Below are 20,451 nucleotides of genomic sequence, written 5' to 3'. Positions count from 1 at the left end.
ATTCGTCCCGTATTCGCGATCGTCAATCAGAAGCGGCGTGGCCCCTTGGCGGGAAACGCCGAAACCGTTCACATCAATCTTTGTCCATCGGCGCCGAAATAGAGCGGCGAGCGGTAGCGGATCACCACTTTGTCGCCTTGCCCCAGATCGGTGTCGGGGTCGGTCAGCGTCACCAGCTTCTTCGATCCCACTGTCACATGCAGATGGTTCTGGTCGCCGAGATGCTCGACCCAGTCGACGACACCGTCGGCATGGCCATTCATCGCTTTCTCGATCGTCAAATGTTCGGTGCGCGCGCCGATCGTCTTGGTGCCCGTCGGCGCGCCGCCATCGGGCAGCAGGCCGGTCGGCAAAAGATTGATCGCCGGCTGGCCGAGCCTGGCCGCGACATGCAGGTTCGCCGGCTCCGAATAGATCGTCCTGGGTGAGCCGATCTGCACCAGCACGCCGTCGGCGAGGATGCCGATGCGGTCGGCCATGGTCATCGCCTCGATCTGGTCGTGCGTGACGTAAAGCATGGTGGCGCCGAGTTCGGACTGGATGCGCTTCAGTTCGAGCCGCAGATCCGCCCGCAGCTTGGCGTCGAGCGACGACAGCGGTTCGTCCATCAGATAGATAGCCGGCTTGCGCACCAAAGCCCGGCCGATGGCGACGCGCTGCATTTCGCCGCCGGAAAGCTTGGTCGAGCGGTTGGCGAGCTTGTGATGGATGCGCACCATCTTCGCCACCTCTTCGACGCGCCGGCGGATCTGGTCTTCCGGGATTTTGCGCGCCGGCGAGCGCAGCGGGAAGGCAAGATTGTCGAACACCGACAGATGCGGATAGAGCGAATATTGCTGGAACACGAAAGCCGTGTCGCGCTCGGCCGGCGACAGCGTCGTCGCATTGTGGCCGCCGATCTCGATCGTGCCGCTGTCTGGCCGTTCCAGCCCGGCGATCAGCCGCAGCGTCGTCGTCTTGCCGGCGCCTGTCGGCCCGAGCAGCACGACGAATTCGCCGTCCGCTATATGCAGGTCGAGGCCGTTGACGGCGACATGCTCGCCAAAGCTCTTGGTCACGTTCTTGATGTGCACGTCAGCCATGCTGCGCTCTCCCCTGGGAGGCGGTGTCGTGGACCGCGGTTCTCACCGCGCGGCCCGATCCCTTGTCGAACAGCGACAGCCGCGCGCTGTTCAGGGCCAGACCGACATGGTCGCCGGCATTGAGCCGGATCTCGGCCGGCACCCGCGCCTTAATGATGCCGTCCGCCGTTTCCACCGCAACGATCTGCGTGGTGCCGAGATATTCGGTGCCGTAGATGGCGCCGCGCAGCTTCGAGGCGTCGTCGAAGCGAATGTGTTCGGGCCGGATCCCAAGCGCCATGTCGGCCGCCGCGATCTCCTCGCGCACCTCCGGCACCGCGACCTTCGCGCCCTGGACGACGATCTCCTTGGCGCCCTTGGCAAGTCCGCCTCCGAAGCCCAGAAAATTCATCGGCGGCGAGCCGATGAAATCGGCGACGAACATGGTCGCCGGGCGGTCGTAGATTTCGCGTGGCGTGCCGAACTGTTCGATGACGCCGTGGTTCATCACAGCGATCTTGTCGGCCATCGACATCGCTTCCATCTGGTCGTGCGTGACATAGACCGTGGTGGCGTGGATGCGGTTGTGCAGCTCGCGCAACTCATGGACCATGAGGTCGCGGAATTCGGTGTCCAAGGTGCCGAGCGGCTCATCCATCAAAAAGCACTTCGGCCGCCGAACGATGGCGCGGCCGAGCGCCACGCGCTGGCGGTCGCCGCCGGCAAGGCCGGAGACGGATTTGTTGAGCAGATGGTCGATGCGCAAGAGTTTTGCCGTCTCCTCGACGCGGGTGCGGATTTCGGCCGATGGCATGCCTTGCGCCAAAAGCGGGAAGCCGATGTTCTTGCGCACATTCATGTGCGGATAGAGCGCGAACAGCTGGAAGACGAAAGCGATGTCGCGCTCGCGGGCCCGCAGCATGGTGACGTCGTCGCCGCCGAGCAGGATCTCGCCGCCCGTCGGCAGTTCGAGGCCCGCGATCATGCGCAGCGTCGTCGTCTTGCCGCAGCCCGACGGGCCGAGCATGACGAAGAACTCGCCATCCTCGACGACGAAGTTGGAATCCTGCACGGCGACGAAATCGCCGAAGGCCTTTCTCAGATGCTGGACACGGATCTCGGCCATGATTATTCCGGGAATTTCGAGACGATGATGAACATCACGGTGCCGGCAAGCATGGTGATGAAGGAATAGGTGTAGAGCGACAGCGCGAAAGGCTGGAACAGCATCAGGAAGCCGATGGCGATCAGTGCCGTCGCGATGTTTTCCATCAGGCCGCGCCGGGCCCAGGCCGGCCAGCGCGATTTGCGTTTGACGGGCTTGGTCATGCTCATTTGCGCACCGCACCGAAGGTGATGCCGCGCAGCAATTGCTTGCGAAGCAGGATGGTGAAAACCAGGATCGGCACCAGGAAGATCGTCGTGCCGGCTGCCACCGCCGGCCAGTCCTGGCCGCCTTCGCCGATGATGGTCGGGATGAAGGGCGGCGCGGTCTGCGCCGTGCCCGAAGTCAGCAGTGCCGCGAAGGCATATTCGTTCCAGGCGAAGATAAGGCAGAAGATGGCGGTCGCGGCAATGCCGGTGGTCGCTTGCGGCAGCACGGTGCGCCAGAAGGCCTGCAGCCGCGTATAGCCGTCGATCATCGCCGCCTCTTCATATTCGCGCGGGATTTCGTCGATGAAGCCCTTCAAGAGCCACACCGCCAGCGACACGTTGACCGCCGTGTAGAGCAGGATCATGCCGAGCGCCGTGTCCGATAGGCCGAGCTCGCGGTACATCAGATAGATCGGGATGGCGACCGCGATCGGCGGCATGAAGCGCGTCGACAGGATGAAGAACAGAAGGTCGTCGGCGAGCGGCACCTTGAAGCGCGAGAAGCCATAGGCCGACAGCGTGCCGAGGAAGACGGCGCAGAAGGTCGAGCCGAAGGCGATGATCAGCGAGTTGACGAAGCGCGGCAGGAAGTTGGACGGGCCGGCGATCACCATGTTGCGCTTGCGCGTGGTCTCGTCGCAGAAGCCGGTCGCTGGCCCCAGCGAGTTGATGTATTCCGGCGTCTGCCGCGTCCGCGTCGTGAACAGATTGCAATAGCCTTCGAGGCTCGGCTGGAACAGCAGCTTCGGCGGATAGGCGATCGAGTCCGGCGGCGTCTTGAAGCTGGTGGCGAATATCCACAGCAGCGGCACGATCGAGATCAGCGCGTAGGCGATGATGATCGCGCCGGCGATGCGCTTCGAATTGGCCGAAGGGGCGACGACCGAATGGGCTGTGGTCAGGCTCATCTCTGCTTCACCTTGTTGAGCGCCTTGACGTAGATGTTGGCCAGACCGAACACCGCGACGAACAGGATGATGGCGAAGGCCGAGGAATAGCCGGTGCGCCAGCTCTCGAAGGCCTGCCGCTTCAACGTGATGGACGCTACTTCGGTGGTCGAACCCGGCCCGCCGCCGGTCAGCAGGTTGACCATGTCGAACATCTTGAAGTTCTCGATGCCGCGAAACAGCACCGCCAGCATGATGAAGGGCAGCGCCATCGGCAGGGTGATCGACCAGAACTGCCGCCAGTTGGAGGCGCGGTCGACCTCGGCCGCCTCATAGATGTATTCGGGGATGGAGCGCAGTCCGGCGAGGCAGATCAGCATCACGTAGGGCGTCCACATCCAGGTATCGACGATGATGATCGACCACGGCGCCATCGACACGTTGGAAAGCATCTGGATGCTTGTCGGCGGAATGCCGCTGACGAACGAGATGACATAGGAGAACAGGCCGATCTGCGGCTCGTAGAGGAAGCGCCAGAAATTGCCGACCACCGCCGGCGACAGCATCATCGGCACCAGGATCAGCGTCGTCCAGAAGGCGTGACCGCGGAATTTCCGGTCGATCAGCCAGGCCAGCGTGAAGCCGATCAGCGTCTGCAAAAGGATCGTCCAGAACACGAAATGCGCCGTCGTCTGCATGGCGATCCAGATGTCCTGGTCGCCGAGGATGCGCTGGTAGTTGGCAAAGCCGAGATTCTTCACCACCTCGTTCGGCCGGTTGGCCCGGTAATTGGTGAAGGACAGATAGATCGCCCAGAACAGCGGGAAGATGTTGATGGCGAGCAGCAACAGGATCGTCGGCGAGATGAACAGCCAGGCGAGGCCTTTGTCGCTGATGCCCCGGACCTTGCGGGCCAACGGTTCCGGGGTCGCCCGGGCAACGTTCTCCGCGGTCCGATTGAGCATGGTCAGTCCTGCTTCGGTCACTTGGGTCGTCTCTGTGATGGAATTTATCTGAACTGCGTCCCGTGCCAAGTGCGGCACGGGACCGAGAGCATGGTGCCGAAAAGTGTGAAGCGGTTTTCGGACGACATCATGCTCACTCTCTCTTTGGTCCGGAGCGGATGATTTCAGGTCTGTTCGACCCGAAATCATCCGGCTCTGGGGCCTAGCTCGGGAGGAGCCGGTTACATCTTGCCATCGTCCTGGAACACCTGGGTCCAGTCCTTGACCAGGCCGTCGAGCGCATCCTTGGCCGAACCCTGGCCGGCGACGACATAGTCATGGAAGCGCTTCTGCGACGCCTGCAGCAGCGGCGCGTAGCTCGGTTCAGCCCAGAAGTCCTTCACGATGGCCATCGAGTCGAGGAAGGCCTGCGCATAGGGCTGGCTGGCCGGGAACTTCGGATCCTTGACGACCGCGTTCAGGCAGGAATAGCCGCCGAGCGACCACCACTTGGCCTGCACGTCCTTGTTGGCGAACCACTTGATGTATTTCAGCGCCGATTCGTGCTTGTCGGAATAGGACACCACCGAGATGCCCTGGCCGCCAAGCTGCGCGAACTGGGCGCCGCCGGGACCCTTTGGATTGACGAAGTAGCCGATCTTGTCGCCGCCGACATTCTCGTCCTTCTGCAGGCCTGGCCAGGTGAAGGCGAAGTTCATGTGCATCGCCACCTGACCGGATTTGAAGGCATCGACGCCTTCACCCATGTAGCTGTTCGATGCGCCCGGAGGGGTGCAGCAGTCGTAAAGCGCCTTGTAGAATTCCAGGCCTTTGACCGAGTCGGCCGAATTCACGAAGCCTTCCATCTCGTAGGGCTTCTTCGGGTTCTCATACTGGAAGCCGTAGCTGTAGAGCACGTCCATGGCGCCCATGGTGATGCCTTCCGAGCCGCGCTCGGTGTAGATCGAGGCGCCATAGACGGTCTTGCCGTCGATCTGCCGCTTCTGGAAGAATTCGGCGATCTGCTTCAACTGGTCGAAGGTCGCCGGCGGGCCGAGATCCCAGCCGTATTTCTCCTTGAACTCCTTCTGCAGTTCCGGCTTGGAGAACCAGTCCTTGCGATAGGTCCATCCGACGACGTCGCCCATCGCGGGCAGCGCCCAGTAGTTCGGCGTGTTCTTCGGCCATTCCGAATAGCCGACGACGGTTGCCGGCACGAAGTCGTCCATGCTGATCTTCTCCTTGTCGAAGAAGTCGTTCAGCTTGACGTAGTGGCCGTTCTCCGCCGCGCCGCCGATCCACTGGCTGTCGCCGATGATCAGGTCGCACAATTTGCCGTGCGAGTTCAGCTCGTTGAGGAAACGGTCGGCATAGTTGGTCCACGGCACGAATTCGAATTTCATGCCGATGCCGGTTTCCTTGGTAAAATCCTTGGACAGTTCGACAAGTGCGTTGGCCGGGTCCCAGGCGGCCCAGCAAAGCGTCAGGTCTTCAGCGTGCGCGGCGTTTGAGACAGCTGTCGACGCAACCATTGCTGAGGCCAGTCCCAACGCCATTTTCAAGCTCGATTTCATGCCTTCCTCCCATTTGCGAAACGCGCCCGGATGACGGTTTCAAGAGCCCTCAACCTCTCTCCTCAGAGGCCCAAACATGGCGGCGCCAGAGCGCGGCAGATGTTTAGTAATTTGTTTAGTGATGCAATTTTTACTAAACAACGCAAGCGAATTCGTTGCTGCGCCGCAACATGACGAAACGGGTGATTGAAATCGTTGGGAAATGATCGCCGGATGGTTTCTCCGACAGCCGCTCAGCCGGCCTCGCCGATGATGTTCGTCTGTGGCGTCACCGGCCGCACAGGCGGCGCCGGCGGCAGCAAGGCGCGTATGTCGGCGAAGGGAAATGTCGGCTCGAAGCGAAAAGCCTCGGCCAGAGAACCGGGGACAGCGTTGCATTGACCGGCGCGAAATTCATTCTGGATGCGCGCCCTGTCGACATATTGTTCCGGCCGCTGTGACCGGTGCATGAGGATCGCCTGCGTCTTGATATCCTGGTAGGCGGAAATATCGACATAGTGCGTCGGAGCAAACCCGGTGCCACCCATCGTGTCGGCATGCAGCACCGGAACCGCGAACGAGGCCGCGATGCGTACGCCGTCCGACAATGCGCGGTGGTCGGCGTGATAGTCGTTGGGCGCATGCGTGATCACCAGCTCTGGCCCGGTCTCGCGGATCAGCGTTTTCAGCGCGCCGATCAGTGCGGCATCGGCCACCAATTCGCCATCGGGAAAGTCGAGGAAGCGCGGCGCGGCACCTAGCAACGCGGCGGCCGCCATGGCTTCTTCGCGGCGAACACGGGCGAGAACGGCGGGATCACTCTTGCCGCCTCTGGCCCCATCCGTGGCCACGGCAAAAGTCAGTTCTGCGCCTTGCGCCGCATAGGCGGCCATCGTACCGAACATGAAGATCTCGATGTCGTCCGGATGCGCACCGAGCGCCAATATCTGCAAACGACTCTCTCCCGGAAATGGAATAACGTGCCGAACGGAATCCTGCTCGCCCTGATCGCCTATGCAAGCTATTCGGGCAGCGATGCCGTTATCAAGAGCCTGGGCGGACAGTTCACCGTCTTCGAGATCGGCTTCTTCGGCACCCTGTTTGCAGGTTTTTTCCTGTTCTTCACCCGCCCGGCGGGCGAGCGCTGGCGCGATTTCTGGCGCATGAAGCGGCCATGGGCCGTGCAGGCGCGGGCCTGGGCCGGCATCGCGTCCGGCGTGCTCAGCGTCTATGCCTTCACCCACATTCCGCTTGCCGAAGTCTACGCGCTGATCTTCCTGGCGCCTTTGCTGGTCACCATCCTGTCCACCGTCATCCTGAAGGAAAAGGTCGGCCCCTGGCGGTGGCTGGCCGTGTTTGCGGGCTTTGCCGGGGTGATGCTGGTGGTGCGGCCGGGCTTCCGCGAATTGAACCTCGGCCATTTGGCTGCCTTCGTGAACGCCTTCCTCGCCGCGACCAGCGTCATTTTGCTGCGCTCGCTCGCCCAGCAGGAGAAGCGCACGTCGATGCTCGGCGTGCTTGTCGGCTACGGCCTGCTGTTTAACGGGGCCGGCGCCGCCGCGACGTCCTTCACCTTGCCCAATGCCATGCAGCTTGTCTGGCTGGCGATGGCGGGAGCCTTCACCGCGGGCGGACAATTCATGCAGTTGCTCGCCGCCAAATACGCCCCCGCCTACCGGATCGCGCCGACGCATTATTCGCAGATCGTCTGGGCGGTGATCCTCGGCGCGCTGTTCTTCCAGGAATATCCGGACTGGCTGTCGCTGGTCGGCCTCGCGATCGTCGGTGGGGCAGGGCTGCTGACGATGGTGCGCGAGGAGGTGCGGCTCGGCACGGTGCGCTGGAACCCGTTTGCACGGACCCGGCTTTGAGCCGGTGCCGGTTGCACGGCGACCGTGACCGCTGATATGCGGACGCGATGACGACAAGATCCCTGCCGGAGCTTCCGGTCACAGCCGTGCTGCCGGCGCTGGGCGAGGCGCTTGGCGCCGGCAACAGCGCGGTGCTGGTGGCGCCGCCCGGCGCCGGCAAGACGACGCTGGTGCCGCTGGCGCTGCTCGATGCGCCGTGGCTGGGTAAGGGCAAGATCGTGCTGCTCGAGCCGCGCCGGCTCGCCGCCCGCGCCGCCGCGCGCCGCATGGCGCAATTGCTGGATGAGGAGCCGGGCGCGACCGTCGGCTACGCCATGCGCATGGAAAACCGCACCTCGGCCAGGACCCGCATATTGGTCGTCACCGAAGGCGTGCTGGCGCGCATGATCCTCGACGATCCGGAATTGCCCGGCGTCTCGGCGGTGATCTTCGACGAATTCCACGAGCGCTCGCTCGATGGCGATTTCGGCCTCGCGCTGGCGCTCGACGTGCAAGGCGCGCTGCGGCCGGATCTGCGGTTGCTGGTGATGTCGGCGACGCTGGATGGCGCCCGTGTCGCCAAACTCCTGTCGGGCGCACCAGTGATCGAAAGCGAAGGCCGCGCCTTTCCGGTCGACATAAGCTATGACGAACGGCCGGCTGGCGTCCCGATCGAGGACGCCATGGCCAAGGCGATCCGCGCCGCGCTTGCCGATGAGAGCGGCAGCGTGCTTGCCTTCCTGCCCGGCCAGCGCGAGATCGAGCGCACCGCCGAACGGCTGGTCGGCAAGGTCGGCGCCGATACCGACATTGTCCCGCTCTATGGCCAGCTCGACGGCAAGGCGCAGGACGCCGCGATCAAGCCGGCACCGTCGGGCCGCCGCAAGGTGGTGCTGGCAACGTCGATTGCCGAGACGTCCATCACCATCGACGGCGTGCGCGTCGTCATCGATTCCGGCCTGTCGCGCCTGCCGCGTTATGAGCCGGCAAGCGGCTTGACGCGGCTGGAAACGGTTCGCGTCAGCAAGGCTTCCGCCGACCAGCGTGCCGGCCGCGCCGGGCGCACGCAGGCCGGCGTCGCCATCCGGCTGTGGCGCGCCGAGCAGACGGCCGCACTTCCCGCCTTCACCCCGCCGGAAATCCTCGAAGCTGATCTTTCAGGCCTGTTGCTCGACTGTGCGGCCTTCGGCGTCGCCGATCCGACCGGCCTCGCCTTCCTCGATCCGCCGCCGGCGCCGGCGCTCAACGAAGCAAGGGTGCTGCTGCGTGCGCTCCATGCCATCGACGAGGCGGGGCGCCTGACGGAAGCGGGCGCTTCGATGCGCAAGCTCGCTCTGCCGGTGCGGCTGGCGCATATGGTTGCCGAGGCTGCGAAGGGCGGTTATGCCTTTGAAGCGGCCATGCTGGCCGTGCTGCTCACCGAACGCGGCCTTGGCGGCGATGGCGCCGATCTGGAGCGGCGGCTGATGCGCTTTCGCGGAGAAAGATCCCCTCGCACCACCACCGCACGGCAACTCGCGGAGAGGCTGGCCAAGCAGGTTGGCGGGGCGAAAAACAGCGAAGCTGCACCTGCGGGCTCTCTTCTGATCAACGCCTGGCCGGACCGCGTCGCCAAGGCCCGTGGCGAGCGCGGCCGCTTCGTGCTGGCCAATGGCTCCGGCGCCATGCTGGATGCCGCCGACCCGCTGGCGGGCGAGCCGTTTCTGGTCGTCGCCGACCTGCAGGGCAAGGCGCAGAATGCCCGCATCACGTCGGCGGCGGTAGTCGGCGAGGAGGACATCCGCGCCGCGCTTGATGACCGGATCGAAACACGCCGGCAAACCAGCTTCGATCGCGAGCGCCGCGCCGTGCGCGTGCGCGAAACCGTGCGCCTCGGCGCCATCACGCTCGCCGAGCGCATGCTGCCGGCTCCTTCAGGCGCCGATGCTGACCGCGCCATAACAGATGCGCTGCGCGAACACGGGCTGTCGCTGCTGAGCTGGAGCAAGGAGGCCGAGACGCTGCGCCAGCGGCTCTCCTGGCTGCATCGCGGTCTTGGCGCACCCTGGCCCGACATGTCGGACGAAGCGCTGATAGAGCGCCTCGACGACTGGCTGCTGCCCTTCCTGTCGGGCGCCGCCTCCTTGGCCGCCATCGATCCCGGTGTCGTCTCGGCCGGCTTGGCTTCGCTCGTGCCGTATGAGCTGCAGCGCAAGGTCGATGCGCTGGCGCCAACGCATTTCGACGCCCCGTCCGGCAGCCATGTGCCGATCCGTTATGACGGCGAATGGCCGGTGCTGGCGGTACGCGTGCAGGAGCTGTTCGGCCTCGACCGCCACCCCTCGATTGCCAACGGCATGGTGCCGCTGACACTTGAGCTGCTGTCGCCAGCACATAGGCCGATCCAGACGACACGCGACCTGCCCGGCTTCTGGCGCGGCTCCTGGGCCGACGTGCGCGCCGACATGCGCGGCCGCTATCCCAAGCATGTCTGGCCGGAAAATCCGCTGCTTGCCGCCGCTACCGCCCGTGCCAAGCCACGCGGGACCTAGCGCTCCTCCTTTCCCGGCTATAATCCTTGGCCATGATCAACATCCTGAACACGCCCGATTTCCAGCAGAGCCAGAGGCTGCGCCTCAACACGCTGATCCGGCTGCGCTGGCTGGCTATTGTCGGCCAGAGCGTGGCGGTGCTCGTCGTTGCCTATGGGTTGAAATTCCCGCTGCCGGTCAGCCTGTGCTTTGCGCTGATCGCCTGCTCGGCCTGGATGAACCTGTTCCTGGCCTTCCGCTTTCCAGCGGCGCACCGGCTCACCCCGTTCGCTGCCTTCGGCATCCTGATCTTCGACAGCCTGCAGCTTGCCGGCCTGCTCTACATGACCGGAGGCCTGACCAATCCGTTCTCGCTGCTGATGACGGTGCCTGTCGTCATTTCGGCGACGTCGCTGCCTCTGCGCCTCACAGCTATCCTCGGCGGGCTGGTGATGCTGGCGGCCACCTTGCTGGTGTTCTTCCATCTGCCCTTGCCCTGGTACGAAGGCGCGCCGCTGGCCATGCCCTTCATCTATGTCGCCGGCATGTGGATGGCGGTGCTGTCGTCGATCGCCTTCACCGCCATCTATGCGTTCCGGGTGGCCGCCGAAGCGCGGCTTCTGGCCAATGCGCTTGCCGCGACCGAACTGGTGCTGCAGCGCGAACAGCACCTTTCGGCGCTCGACGGCCTGGCGGCGGCCGCCGCGCATGAGCTCGGCACGCCGCTCGCCACCATCACGCTCGTCGCCAAGGAGATGGAGAAGGCGCTCGGCAGTGATCCGAAGTACGGCGAAGACGTCAAGCTGTTGCGCTCGCAGAGCGAACGCTGCCGCGAAATCCTCAAGCGCCTGACCAGCCTGTCGTCCGAAGGCGAGGCGCATCTGTCCCGCTTGCCGCTGACCTCGCTGGTCGAGGAGGTCACCGCGCCGCATCGCGACTTCGGCATCTCGATCAAGCTTCGCCCGGGCGAGCGCATCGGGCCGGAGCCGGTCGGGCGCCGCAATCCGGGCGTCATCTACGGCCTCGGCAATCTGGTCGAGAACGCCGTCGATTTCGCCCGCAAGAACGTCACCGTGCGCTGGAGCTGGGACGAGGCCGCCGTCACCTTCTCGATCATCGACGACGGGCCTGGTTTCCCGCCCGAAATCATCGACCGTATCGGCGAGCCCTATATGTCGACGCGCCAGGGCACCGAAGCCGGCGGCGGCCTGGGGCTCGGCCTGTTCATAGCCAAGACTCTGCTCGAACGCTCGGGCGCCACGCTCGATTTCCGCAATTCGAGCGGCCTGGGCGAGGGCGCCGTGGTGCAGATTTCGTGGCCGAGATCGGTCTTCCTGAATCCCGAAACGGCCCCGGCCACCATGTTTGACACTGCATAAATTGGACAATAGCGGCGCAAAACTATATCTGCGTAAAATTAAGGCAGCAGGAATTCTTACGACGATGACAGGCGATGAAAATATTGGCGCAATGGTTGAGGGCGAGGACACCTCGCTTCTGATCGTCGATGACGACAAGCCGTTCCTCACACGCCTCGCCCGCGCCATGGAAACCAGGGGTTTTGTGGTCGAGACCGCCGAGAGCGTCGAGGAGGCCGTGGGCAAGGCCCGCGCCAATCCGCCGGCCTATGCCGTGGTTGACATGCGGCTTGGCGACGGCAACGGCCTCGATGTCGTTGCCGCCATCCGCGAGAAGCGCGAGGATTCGCGCACCATCATCCTGACCGGCTACGGCAACATCGCCACCGCGGTGACCGCGGTGAAGCTTGGCGCCGTCGACTATCTGTCGAAGCCCGCCGACGCCGACGACATCTTTGCAGCCCTCACCCGCACCTCGGGCGAGCGCGCCGCACCCCCGGAAAACCCGATGTCGGCCGACCGCGTGCGCTGGGAACATATCCAGCGCGTCTATGAAATGTGCGAGCGCAACGTCTCCGAGACCGCCCGCCGGCTCAACATGCACCGCCGCACGCTGCAGCGGATACTGGCCAAGCGCGCACCGCGCTGAACCAGCATCGTCATCCTTGGGCGTAGCGACGCAAAGCGGCGCGAATACCCAAGGATCCATGCCGTGATATCAGCCGTAAAGTCCAACGGAGAAGAATTTTCCACCGCCGCAGCGCTTTGAAGTCGCGGCATGGATCCCGGGGTCTGCGCCGCGTTGCTCCGCCCCAGGATAACGAAGCGATGGGCGCTTCGGCCAATTTTCAATGCATAGATTACCAGTATGAAATCGTACGCCTTGCTTCGCCAGTGATGTTGCGCATCATTGGATTACAGATTTCCGGCCAATAGGCGGGGCGGCTTAACGGAGGCGACATGCAGGATTTGAAGCAGCGGCCGGTTTCCGTCTTCCGCGAATTTCTCGACGGCGAGGCGGCCGGCGGCATCATCCTGATGGCGGCGGCGGCCCTGGCGCTGATCGTTGCCAATTCGCCGCTTGCCGAAACCTATTTCGCCGTTCTCCACGCCTATCTTGGCCCGCTCAGCGTGTCGCACTGGGTCAATGACGGGCTGATGGCGGTGTTCTTCCTGCTCGTCGGGCTGGAGATCAAGCGCGAGATGCTGGACGGCCAGTTGTCGACGTGGCCGCGCCGCGTGCTGCCCGGCATTGCCGCGGCCGGCGGCATGTTGGTTCCGGCACTGGTCTATGTCCTGGTCAACCGCGACAATTCGGCGGCACTCTCCGGCTGGGCCATCCCGACCGCCACCGACATCGCCTTCGCGCTCGGCGTGCTGTCGCTGCTCGGCAGTCGCGTGCCGGCCTCGCTGAAGGTCTTCCTGACCGCGCTTGCCATCATCGACGACCTCGGCGCCGTCATCATTATCGCCATCTTCTACACCAGCGGCCTGTCGCTGGCCTATCTCGGTGCCGCCTTCGCCATCATTGCGGTGCTGATCGTGCTCAACCGCATGCGGGTGATGACGCTGGTGCCCTATCTCGTGCTTGGCGCGATCCTGTGGGTCCTGGTGCTGAAATCGGGCGTCCATGCCACGCTTGCCGGCGTCGCGCTGGCGCTTACCATTCCACTGGAACGCTCCGCCGGGATCGGCCACGATCTCGACCATTCGCCGCTGCACCGGCTCGAGCATGGCCTGCACAAAATCGTGCCGTTTTTCATCATTCCGATCTTCGGCTTTGCCAATGCCGGCGTTTCGCTCGCCGGCCTGAGTTTTGGCGCGCTGATCGAGCCGTTGACGCTGGGCGTCGCGGCCGGCCTCGTGGTCGGCAAGCTGGTCGGCGTGTTCGGCTCCTCGGCGCTTGCCATAAGGCTCGGCCTGGCCGACCTGCCGGCCCATGCCGGCTGGTCGCACATGCTCGGCATCTCGCTGCTCTGCGGTATCGGCTTCACCATGAGCCTGTTCATCGGCCTGCTCGCCTTCGCCAGCGATGTCGCCCTCCAGGACGCGGTCAAGGTTGGCATCCTCGCCGGCTCCTTCATCGCCGCCATCCTCGGCGCCGCGGTGCTGTTGATGGCGCCTGCCGCGGGCGGGGTGGAAGAGGAAACGGAGTAGGGTGGGATTCCTGGGTTCTGCTAACTACTCGCTCTCCCCCTCCAGCGCCGGCACCGACACCCCGGCCAGCTCCGCTGCCAGCAGCCGCGCCGCACCGGCCCGCGCGATGCGCAGCATCAGCGCCTTGCGCGTTGCCGCCGCCATGCGATGCTCGGGCGCCTCGCGCAGGATCTCGGCGCCATAGCCGTCGGAGAGGATGAAGCCGCACTCTTCCGGGAAGATTTCCGCCGGTACTCCGGGATGGGTGGCGAAGAAGAAGCGGTCGGAATGCAGCCGGTAATCGGGCCATTTGCGGTCGACCCGGAAATCCTCGATCGAGGATTTGATCTCGATGATCCAGATATCTCCCTGCCGGGTCAGCGCCACGAGGTCGGCGCGGCGGCCGGTGGCCAGCGACAGTTCAGGCAGCACATGCGCGCCCATTTCCATGAGCAGCCGCTGCACGCCACGCCGCACCAGCATGGCGCGCTCCGACTGGCGGCCGTCGATGAGGGGGTTGATCGCGATGGGGGAGATGATCGGCATGGCAGGCACCATGCCAGATTTTGTTCACGGTTTGAACCCTTTTTGCAGGGGCGATTATATCTTTGACAGACCCGGGCGGGCGGGTCTAGATTCCAACCATGACGCTAGCGTCTCGCTCATAGAGACACCGGGACAAGCTGAAACAAGCTGAAAACAGAACGGCCCGCCCTTCCAAAAGGCGGGCCGTTCGCGTTATGACTTTAGTTCCCGCTTGGGAGGGGAGCTATGTCGCGAGATATTTTCTTGGCACTATTCATGTCCATACCGATGGGCGTCGCTACTATCGTATGCATACTTTTGCAAAAGAGATATGCACTCTCGATGAAGAACGTCGTCCGAATATTTTGCGTGGCCATACTGTTTTTGGGCATGCTGGAAATTCATGTTTTGGAAGCGATGGGCTGGAAAGGTTATCCTCCTAACACGACCTCGCCCCAAACCAGCGGATGAACAGCGCATCCTTTTGGCTAGCGTTACCCAGCCGTAGGGGGACATGATTTTGGTTTTTCAATCGCTGGTGAACGGTTGGCGGCGGTTCTGGTCGCGCAAGCTTATCGCCAAGTACAAGGTTAATGCCCAATATTTCACGGTCTCGTTTAACATCTACCAGTCGGATGATGGCGAGCGGATGTGCCGTATGAGCGTCGTGTCAGGCGAAGACTCGAGCTTCTCCCCGATGCGGAAAGTGGACCTAGAACTCCTTATAGAAGCCGCTCAGGAAGCTAGGTCGCAACTAGGCGACGACGGATGGATCTCGCGCTAGGCGCTACCCACAGCCGTAGGGCTTCATTGGAGGCATCTGGCCAAATGTGCTATGATTCGCGCCGTGGGCAAGAAGGCAAAGCAGGCAATTGAAGTCCCGTTAGAAGGCGAACTTGAAGCTGAAGCCGCCTACTATGCCCGCAAGTGCGGCATCACTAGAGACGAAGCCGCCAAGATCATTCGGGAAGCCCACGCGCCGATGCTCTCGATAGTGCGCAAGGACAAAACTAGATAATCACTGCCGCACCGGCCCTGTCGTGTTCCGCTGGATGAAGGGGACTTCCTTTCCGGTCACGTCCCGCACGGCTTTCAACAGCATCTCATGCAGGACACATGTAGCCCAGTAGTCGTCGCAATGTGGCGAGATAAACGGCTTGATGATGCTTAGGTGCAGCGCTTCCGCTGCCACCAAAAATTTCAGCCTGAGGGAAAGTCGAGTCTATCCAGTGGGCCGGTGCCGCCCCTAAGGCTGGGGATCAGTTCGACTCACGCTGGAGAACTCTTTGTCTTTCGAGGAACCGCTTGGCGTGTTCCCCCCACTCCGCAGCCGTTGTTTTGTGCTCTTGAGCGTATGTTTCGAACGCCCTGCGCAGAGCGTCCAGGTCCAAAGCCCAAAACTGCTTGTCTTTATCGTCGTTCAACATAGCGTCACCCAGCCCATTGAGCCGACGATATGCCCTTCAAATCAAGCCTTCAAGAACCGATCCTGACTTCTTTTGGGTGTATCGGCTCTGTCAATATTCATCCGGTGAACCAGCACAGAACGGGTTTTGCACTCTACAGCTGGTCAGTCCGCAGGCGGGACTTCAGTCTTAATTGAGCTATGGCTAATATGCATATAACTTAGGCAGTGCGGAGACGATCCCAAAAGCCTGACCCGCAACGACCCGGCACGACCCCACGTCCCCCCGACTGCGAGCGTGCCGGGTCGTTCCTACTGGGGTGCGTGGCAAGCGGACTGGCGGACCTGCCGGCAAGATGCCTCGGCGGAAGCCAGCATGTACTGCCCGATGCGCGCGGCAAGCGGACTGGCGGGCCTGATCCCTTACACAGCGGCCCTATGCCGGGGCGAACGACTTTCGCTCTTCTTTGGAAGACGGCAGGGCTTATTTGGAAAGTAGCCGGACTAAAGTCTTGCGTGCAGATGCACAAAGGTCTGAGAGGGCCGTTTAGGTTCCGTTAATGTCCATTGGACGTTCCGTTACTTTAGTTAGTCGGCACATAAAGGATGACGCCAGGGGGATGTGCCCGCGAAATGGCCGGCGCAGTTTGCGCTTTGGTTTATAGGGGGCCGCACCGGCCATTGCGGGTGTGGGCTTTTGGGTGTGGTTGTCCCCGCGCGATCAACTTATATGTATATTAGCAATCACGCAAATAAGACTGAAGTCCCTTGTTCCTCCGGCAGATGGCTGACGGAAAGCCACCTCGCTCGGCCCGCCCGAAATCCCTTGCTATGGTCCCGCTGAAACGGCTCTTTCGCCAGGCGCCCCTGCCCCCGCCATGTCATCCAGGATCGGGCAGTCCGGCCTGTTGTCGCCATGGCAAGCATGGATCAGTTTCTGCAGGGTCGAGCGCATCGACTGCAGCTCGCGCACCTTCTCCTCGATCGCCGTGACGTGGGCGGCGGCGATCTCGCGCACGTCGGCGCTGGCGCGGTCGCGATCCTGGTAAAGCGCCATCAACTGGCGGCAATCGTCGATGGAAAAGCCGAGGTTGCGCGCGCGGCGCAGGAAGGCCAGCCGGTGGATGTCGTCGCCGGAGTAATCGCGGTAGCCGTTGGCGGCGCGCGCCGGCGCGATCAGGCCGATCTCCTCGTAGTAGCGAATGGTCTTGGCCGGCAGGCCGGACCGCTGGGCTGCATCACCGACATTCATGACTGGTCCTCGATTCCAGGTAACCGTTTGATGTCGCCCTCATTGAATTTCCTTCACAATCCGGTGAGGGCTGTTGCTGAAATGCCATAGTGATACGCCTACCAGCATGTAGGACCACGCATATAGGCATCGTGTGCTTGGCAAGCAAAGCAAATGCCAGCATGAATGATGGCCAAGAAAGCGGTCGACTCGTGCCGCTGCTATTTGGGCGGGGCTCCGGATCACCACATGCGCATGAAGTCGCTTGCAATAATTGCCGCATTGGCGCTGTCCACGGCCATCGCCGGTTGCAGCACCATTGGCGGGCAGATCTTCTCCAACGACTACGGCGCGGTGACCGATGCTGGTTACCAACTGCCGCGCATCCCGATCGAAAAAGTGCCGAGGCAGTACCACCGGCAGGAAGTCAATTACGACACCAAGGAAAAGCCCGGCACCATCATCGTCGATACGCAGAACAAGTTCCTCTACTTCGTCGAGGGCGACGGCCTGGCCATCCGTTACGGCATCGGTGTCGGCCGCGAGGGCTTCGAATGGCATGGCACCGCCCATATCGCCCTGAAGCGCGAATGGCCGACCTGGACGCCGCCGCGCGAAATGATCAAGCGGCAGCCGGAGCTGGCCAAGTTCGCCGATGGCATGGAGCCGGGCCTGAAGAACCCGCTCGGCGCGCGTGCCATGTACCTGTTCAACAAGGGCGGCGACATGGGTTACCGGCTGCACGGCAGCCCGGAATGGAATTCGATCGGCAAGGCGATGTCGTCCGGCTGCATCCGGCTGATGAACCAGGACATCATCGATCTCTATGACCGCGCCTCGGTCGGCGCCAAGGTCATCGTGATGTAGGACCAAGATCCCTCGCGGGATCATGGTCTAACGAGAAGACAAGTTTCGTACGCGGACCGTCTAGGCAACAACGGACGTCCCAAACAGAAAACCGGGCAATTCGGCCCGGTTTTTTGTTGTTTGCGGATAATTGAATGTATTGGCCGGTGCTGCGTCCGGTTGAACGGTCAGGAGACCTGTTCGACCTGCTGCACTTCGGGCACGAAATGGCGAAGCAGGTTCTGGATGCCGTGCTTCAGCGTCGCCGTCGATGACGGGCAACCGGCGCAGGCGCCCTTCATGTGCAGAAACACCGTGCCGTTCTCGAAACCGCGGAAGGTGATGTCGCCGCCGTCCTGGGCCACCGCCGGGCGCACGCGGGTATCGAGCAGTTCCTTGATGGTGATGACGAGTTCCTCGTCCGCCTTGTCGTAGAATTCGCCGGTCTGGCTGGTCTCGGCGGCCGGGCCGGTCTTGGCCATGACCGGCGCGCCGGACATGAAATGCTCCATGATGGCGCCCAGGATCGCCGGCTTCAGGTGCTGCCAGTCGGGACCGTCCTTGGTCACGGTGATGAAGTCGTAGCCGAAGAAGACGCCGGTGACGCCGGGGATTTCGAACAGCCGGCCAGCCAGCGGCGAGGCCGTGGCTGCACTGTCGGCATCGCGGAAGTCGGCGGTGCCTTCCAGCAGCACTTCCTTGCCGGGCAGGAATTTCAGCGTCGCAGGATTGGGCGTCGATTCGGTCTGGATGAACATGGCCGTCTCCGTGCCCGTCTTTGGGCAACTAGTTTGGAATAGTTCTAAATAGGCTCTATCGGCTGGACATTCAAGCGAAACACATCGCTGGAAAGGCCGGCTGGCGGAATGTTTTGCCAAGGATCTGGCTGGCGAATCGAATCCCGGGCGGACCTCAGGCGAGACTGTCGATTTCCTCGTCCGAAAGGTTTTGCGGCACCACGGTCACCGGGATCGGGAAGGCGGCACCCTTGCCGGCCACCGCACCGACCAGCGGTCCGGGACCTTCCTTGCCGGCGCCGGCCGCCAGCACCAGGATGGCGATGTCCTGGTCTTCCTCGATCAGTTTGTGGATCTCTTCCGTCGGCTTGCCTTCGCGCACCACCATTTCCGGCTCGATGCCGAGCTTCTGGCGAACCTTGTTGGCATGGCCGTCGAGAGCCGCGCGCGCCGTGGCGTTCGCCTCCTCGCGCATGATCTTCTCGACGCCCAGCCAGTGCTGGAAATCGTCCGGTACGATGACATAGAGCAGCACTAGCGTGCCGCTGGTGCTCTGCGCCCGTTTCGAGGCGTATGCGACGGCGCGCTCGCACTCGGGCGTGTCGTCGATGATCGTCAGGAATTTCCTGCGATGACCGGCTTCGCGGCTGAGGCGTTTGGAGACCATGTCTATCTACTCGGTGTCTATTCGGCCGCAATCTGCCACCGCGGCGGACCGGCGGCAAGCCGCCGGCCTTGGGCCAGTATCTGTCGGAGCCAGTCTGTCTTGGCGGGCGCAGTGCAACCGACGATGCGGATCAGCCCTGCAGCAGGCCGATAATGTCGCGCACGGTTTTCATGGTGGTCCCGGCCAGCACGCCGGCGCGTTCGCCGCCGTCCCTCAGCACCGCGTCGACATAGGCGCGGTCGCCTTCGATGCGGCGCATCTCGCCGGCGATCGGCGCCAGCTTCTCCACCGCAAGATCGGCCAGCGCCGGCTTGAACACCGAAAACTGCTGGCCGCCGAACTCCTTCAGCACATCGGCCTTCGACATCTCGGCCAGCCCGGCATAGATGCCGACCAGGTTTTCCGCCTCGGGCCGGCTTTCCAGCCCGCCGACTTCGCCCGGCAAGGCCTCCGGATCGGTCTTGGCCTTGCGGATCTTCTTCGAGATGGTGTCGGCATCGTCGGTCAGATTGATGCGCGACAGGTCCGACGGGTCCGACTTCGACATCTTCTTCGACCCGTCGCGCAGGCTCATGATGCGCGCCGCCGGCCCGCCGATGACCGGTTCGGTGATCGGGAAGAAGCCGTTCACCGTCTCCTCGCCGACCTGCATCTCGACGCCGACGCCAAGCTTGGCGATGCGGCCCGAAAAATCATTGTTGAATTTCTGCGCGATGTCGCGGGTCAGTTCCAGATGCTGCTTCTGGTCCTCGCCCACCGGCACATGCGTGGCGCGATAGAGCAGGATGTCGGCAGCCATCAGCGAGGGATAGGCGAGCAGACCCAGCGAAGCATTTTCGCGGTCCTTGCCGGCCTTGTCCTTGAACTGCGTCATCTTGTTCATCCAGCCGATGCGCGCGACGCAATTGAAAATCCAGGCAAGCTCGGCATGCTGCATCACCCGCGACTGGTTGAAGACGATGTGCTTCGTTGGGTCGATGCCAGAGGCAAGGAACGCCGCGGTGATCGAACGTGTCTGGTCGGCAAGGTCGTCATGGACCAGCTGCGCGGTCAGCGAGTGCAGGTCGACGACGCAATAGATGCAGTCGGACGTGTCCTGCAGCGCGACGAATTTCTTGATGGCGCCGAGATAGTTGCCGAGATGCAGATTGCCGGTCGGCTGGACGCCGGAGAAGACGAGTGGCTTGAAGGCGGACATGGGTTTCCTCATGGCTTGTGGAGGGCCGTTTCGCGCGCGGCGAAAGTCTTTCGACGGCGCGCTTATGAACGAGAGTTTGGAGAGGATCAAGAGGCTCTTCGGAGGTCCAAAGACTTTCCAGATGTTGACGCAATGATGTAGATAGCTACATAATATCTACTACATCGGA

At 62.9% G+C, this 20,451-nt stretch carries 21 protein-coding genes; 8 read left to right on the top strand and 13 right to left on the bottom strand.

The window, feature by feature from the left end:
- Window positions 1–68 precede the first annotated feature (68 nt).
- The 7 genes from JN279_RS01080 to JN279_RS01050 form a co-directional block, all read right to left on the bottom strand.
- On the bottom strand, window positions 69–1,082 hold the full coding sequence (locus JN279_RS01080) for an ABC transporter ATP-binding protein (protein WP_096453062.1): 1,014 nt from the start codon (window positions 1,080–1,082) through the stop codon (window positions 69–71).
- Complete coding sequence (locus tag JN279_RS01075; protein WP_096453064.1) at window positions 1,075–2,187, bottom strand: ABC transporter ATP-binding protein; 1,113 nt, start codon at window positions 2,185–2,187, stop codon at window positions 1,075–1,077. The genes JN279_RS01080 and JN279_RS01075 overlap by 8 nt, the downstream gene beginning before the upstream one ends.
- A 2-nt stretch (window positions 2,188–2,189) precedes the next feature.
- Entirely contained in the window at window positions 2,190–2,396 is a 207-nt protein-coding gene (locus JN279_RS01070) for a hypothetical protein (RefSeq protein ID WP_096453066.1), read from the bottom strand.
- Window positions 2,393–3,343 carry a carbohydrate ABC transporter permease gene (locus JN279_RS01065; RefSeq protein WP_096453068.1) on the bottom strand — a complete coding sequence of 317 codons (951 nt, stop codon included), beginning with the start codon at window positions 3,341–3,343 and terminating at the stop codon, window positions 2,393–2,395. The genes JN279_RS01070 and JN279_RS01065 overlap by 4 nt, the downstream gene beginning before the upstream one ends.
- Window positions 3,340–4,287, bottom strand: coding sequence for a carbohydrate ABC transporter permease (locus JN279_RS01060; protein ID WP_096458420.1), 948 nt, complete (start codon window positions 4,285–4,287; stop codon window positions 3,340–3,342). The genes JN279_RS01065 and JN279_RS01060 overlap by 4 nt, the downstream gene beginning before the upstream one ends.
- A gap of 221 nt (window positions 4,288–4,508) precedes the next feature.
- Complete coding sequence (locus JN279_RS01055) at window positions 4,509–5,840, bottom strand: ABC transporter substrate-binding protein (RefSeq protein ID WP_096453070.1); 1,332 nt, start codon at window positions 5,838–5,840, stop codon at window positions 4,509–4,511.
- 233 nt (window positions 5,841–6,073) lie between these two features.
- Entirely contained in the window at window positions 6,074–6,772 is a 699-nt protein-coding gene (locus tag JN279_RS01050; RefSeq protein WP_096453072.1) for a PIG-L deacetylase family protein, read from the bottom strand.
- A 27-nt stretch (window positions 6,773–6,799) separates the two neighbouring features.
- Here JN279_RS01050 and JN279_RS01045 point away from each other — a divergent pair, with 27 nt between their 5' ends.
- The 5 genes from JN279_RS01045 (at window position 6,800) to nhaA (ending at window position 13,694) form a co-directional block, all read left to right on the top strand.
- Entirely contained in the window at window positions 6,800–7,690 is an 891-nt protein-coding gene (locus JN279_RS01045; protein WP_096453074.1) for a DMT family transporter, read from the top strand.
- A 47-nt stretch (window positions 7,691–7,737) separates the two neighbouring features.
- Entirely contained in the window at window positions 7,738–10,200 is a 2,463-nt protein-coding gene (hrpB, locus tag JN279_RS01040; protein WP_096453076.1) for an ATP-dependent helicase HrpB, read from the top strand.
- 32 nt (window positions 10,201–10,232) lie between these two features.
- On the top strand, window positions 10,233–11,558 hold the full coding sequence (locus tag JN279_RS01035) for an ActS/PrrB/RegB family redox-sensitive histidine kinase (protein WP_202351781.1): 1,326 nt from the start codon (window positions 10,233–10,235) through the stop codon (window positions 11,556–11,558).
- Between the two features lie 64 nt (window positions 11,559–11,622).
- Entirely contained in the window at window positions 11,623–12,186 is a 564-nt protein-coding gene (locus tag JN279_RS01030; RefSeq protein ID WP_010913121.1) for an ActR/PrrA/RegA family redox response regulator transcription factor, read from the top strand.
- Between the two features lie 311 nt (window positions 12,187–12,497).
- Window positions 12,498–13,694 (top strand): Na+/H+ antiporter NhaA, encoded by a 1,197-nt coding sequence (gene nhaA, locus JN279_RS01025; protein WP_096453080.1) that lies wholly within the window; start codon window positions 12,498–12,500, stop codon window positions 13,692–13,694.
- 24 nt (window positions 13,695–13,718) lie between these two features.
- Here nhaA and JN279_RS01020 read toward each other — a convergent pair whose 3' ends face one another.
- Complete coding sequence (locus JN279_RS01020) at window positions 13,719–14,219, bottom strand: MmcB family DNA repair protein (RefSeq protein ID WP_202351780.1); 501 nt, start codon at window positions 14,217–14,219, stop codon at window positions 13,719–13,721.
- Window positions 14,220–14,712: 493 nt separating this feature from the next.
- Here JN279_RS01020 and JN279_RS01015 point away from each other — a divergent pair, with 493 nt between their 5' ends.
- On the top strand, window positions 14,713–14,982 hold the full coding sequence (locus tag JN279_RS01015; protein ID WP_096453086.1) for a hypothetical protein: 270 nt from the start codon (window positions 14,713–14,715) through the stop codon (window positions 14,980–14,982).
- A gap of 63 nt (window positions 14,983–15,045) precedes the next feature.
- Window positions 15,046–15,216, top strand: coding sequence for a hypothetical protein (locus JN279_RS01010; protein WP_244734351.1), 171 nt, complete (start codon window positions 15,046–15,048; stop codon window positions 15,214–15,216).
- Here the strand turns inward: JN279_RS01010 and JN279_RS38110 are convergent, their stop codons facing one another.
- Both JN279_RS38110 and cueR read right to left on the bottom strand, forming a co-directional pair.
- The gene (locus JN279_RS38110) at window positions 15,217–15,402 is read right to left on the bottom strand and encodes a hypothetical protein (protein WP_096453089.1); all 186 of its coding nucleotides are present in this window, start codon (window positions 15,400–15,402) and stop codon (window positions 15,217–15,219) included. It lies immediately after the preceding gene.
- Window positions 15,403–16,432: 1,030 nt separating this feature from the next.
- Window positions 16,433–16,855, bottom strand: coding sequence for a Cu(I)-responsive transcriptional regulator (cueR, locus tag JN279_RS01005; protein WP_202351779.1), 423 nt, complete (start codon window positions 16,853–16,855; stop codon window positions 16,433–16,435).
- A 228-nt stretch (window positions 16,856–17,083) separates the two neighbouring features.
- On the opposite strand from cueR, the gene JN279_RS01000 reads away from it, so the two are divergent.
- The gene (locus JN279_RS01000) at window positions 17,084–17,701 is read left to right on the top strand and encodes a L,D-transpeptidase (RefSeq protein ID WP_096458423.1); all 618 of its coding nucleotides are present in this window, start codon (window positions 17,084–17,086) and stop codon (window positions 17,699–17,701) included.
- Between the two features lie 167 nt (window positions 17,702–17,868).
- Here JN279_RS01000 and JN279_RS00995 read toward each other — a convergent pair whose 3' ends face one another.
- From JN279_RS00995 to trpS, 3 genes are all read right to left on the bottom strand, one after another.
- Window positions 17,869–18,438, bottom strand: a complete 570-nt coding sequence (locus tag JN279_RS00995) for a NifU family protein (protein WP_096453093.1) — start codon at window positions 18,436–18,438, stop codon at window positions 17,869–17,871.
- A 154-nt stretch (window positions 18,439–18,592) separates the two neighbouring features.
- Window positions 18,593–19,084, bottom strand: coding sequence for a universal stress protein (locus JN279_RS00990; protein WP_095200929.1), 492 nt, complete (start codon window positions 19,082–19,084; stop codon window positions 18,593–18,595).
- Between the two features lie 130 nt (window positions 19,085–19,214).
- Window positions 19,215–20,282, bottom strand: a complete 1,068-nt coding sequence (trpS, locus tag JN279_RS00985) for a tryptophan--tRNA ligase (protein ID WP_202351778.1) — start codon at window positions 20,280–20,282, stop codon at window positions 19,215–19,217.
- Window positions 20,283–20,451: the final 169 nt, after the last annotated feature.

This window comes from Mesorhizobium sp. 113-1-2 (assembly GCF_016756475.1).
GTDB classification, from domain to species: domain Bacteria; phylum Pseudomonadota; class Alphaproteobacteria; order Rhizobiales; family Rhizobiaceae; genus Mesorhizobium; species Mesorhizobium loti_C.
The sequence above is the reverse complement of the archived record's forward strand: the minus strand, read 5'-3'. Positions and strand labels throughout refer to the sequence as shown.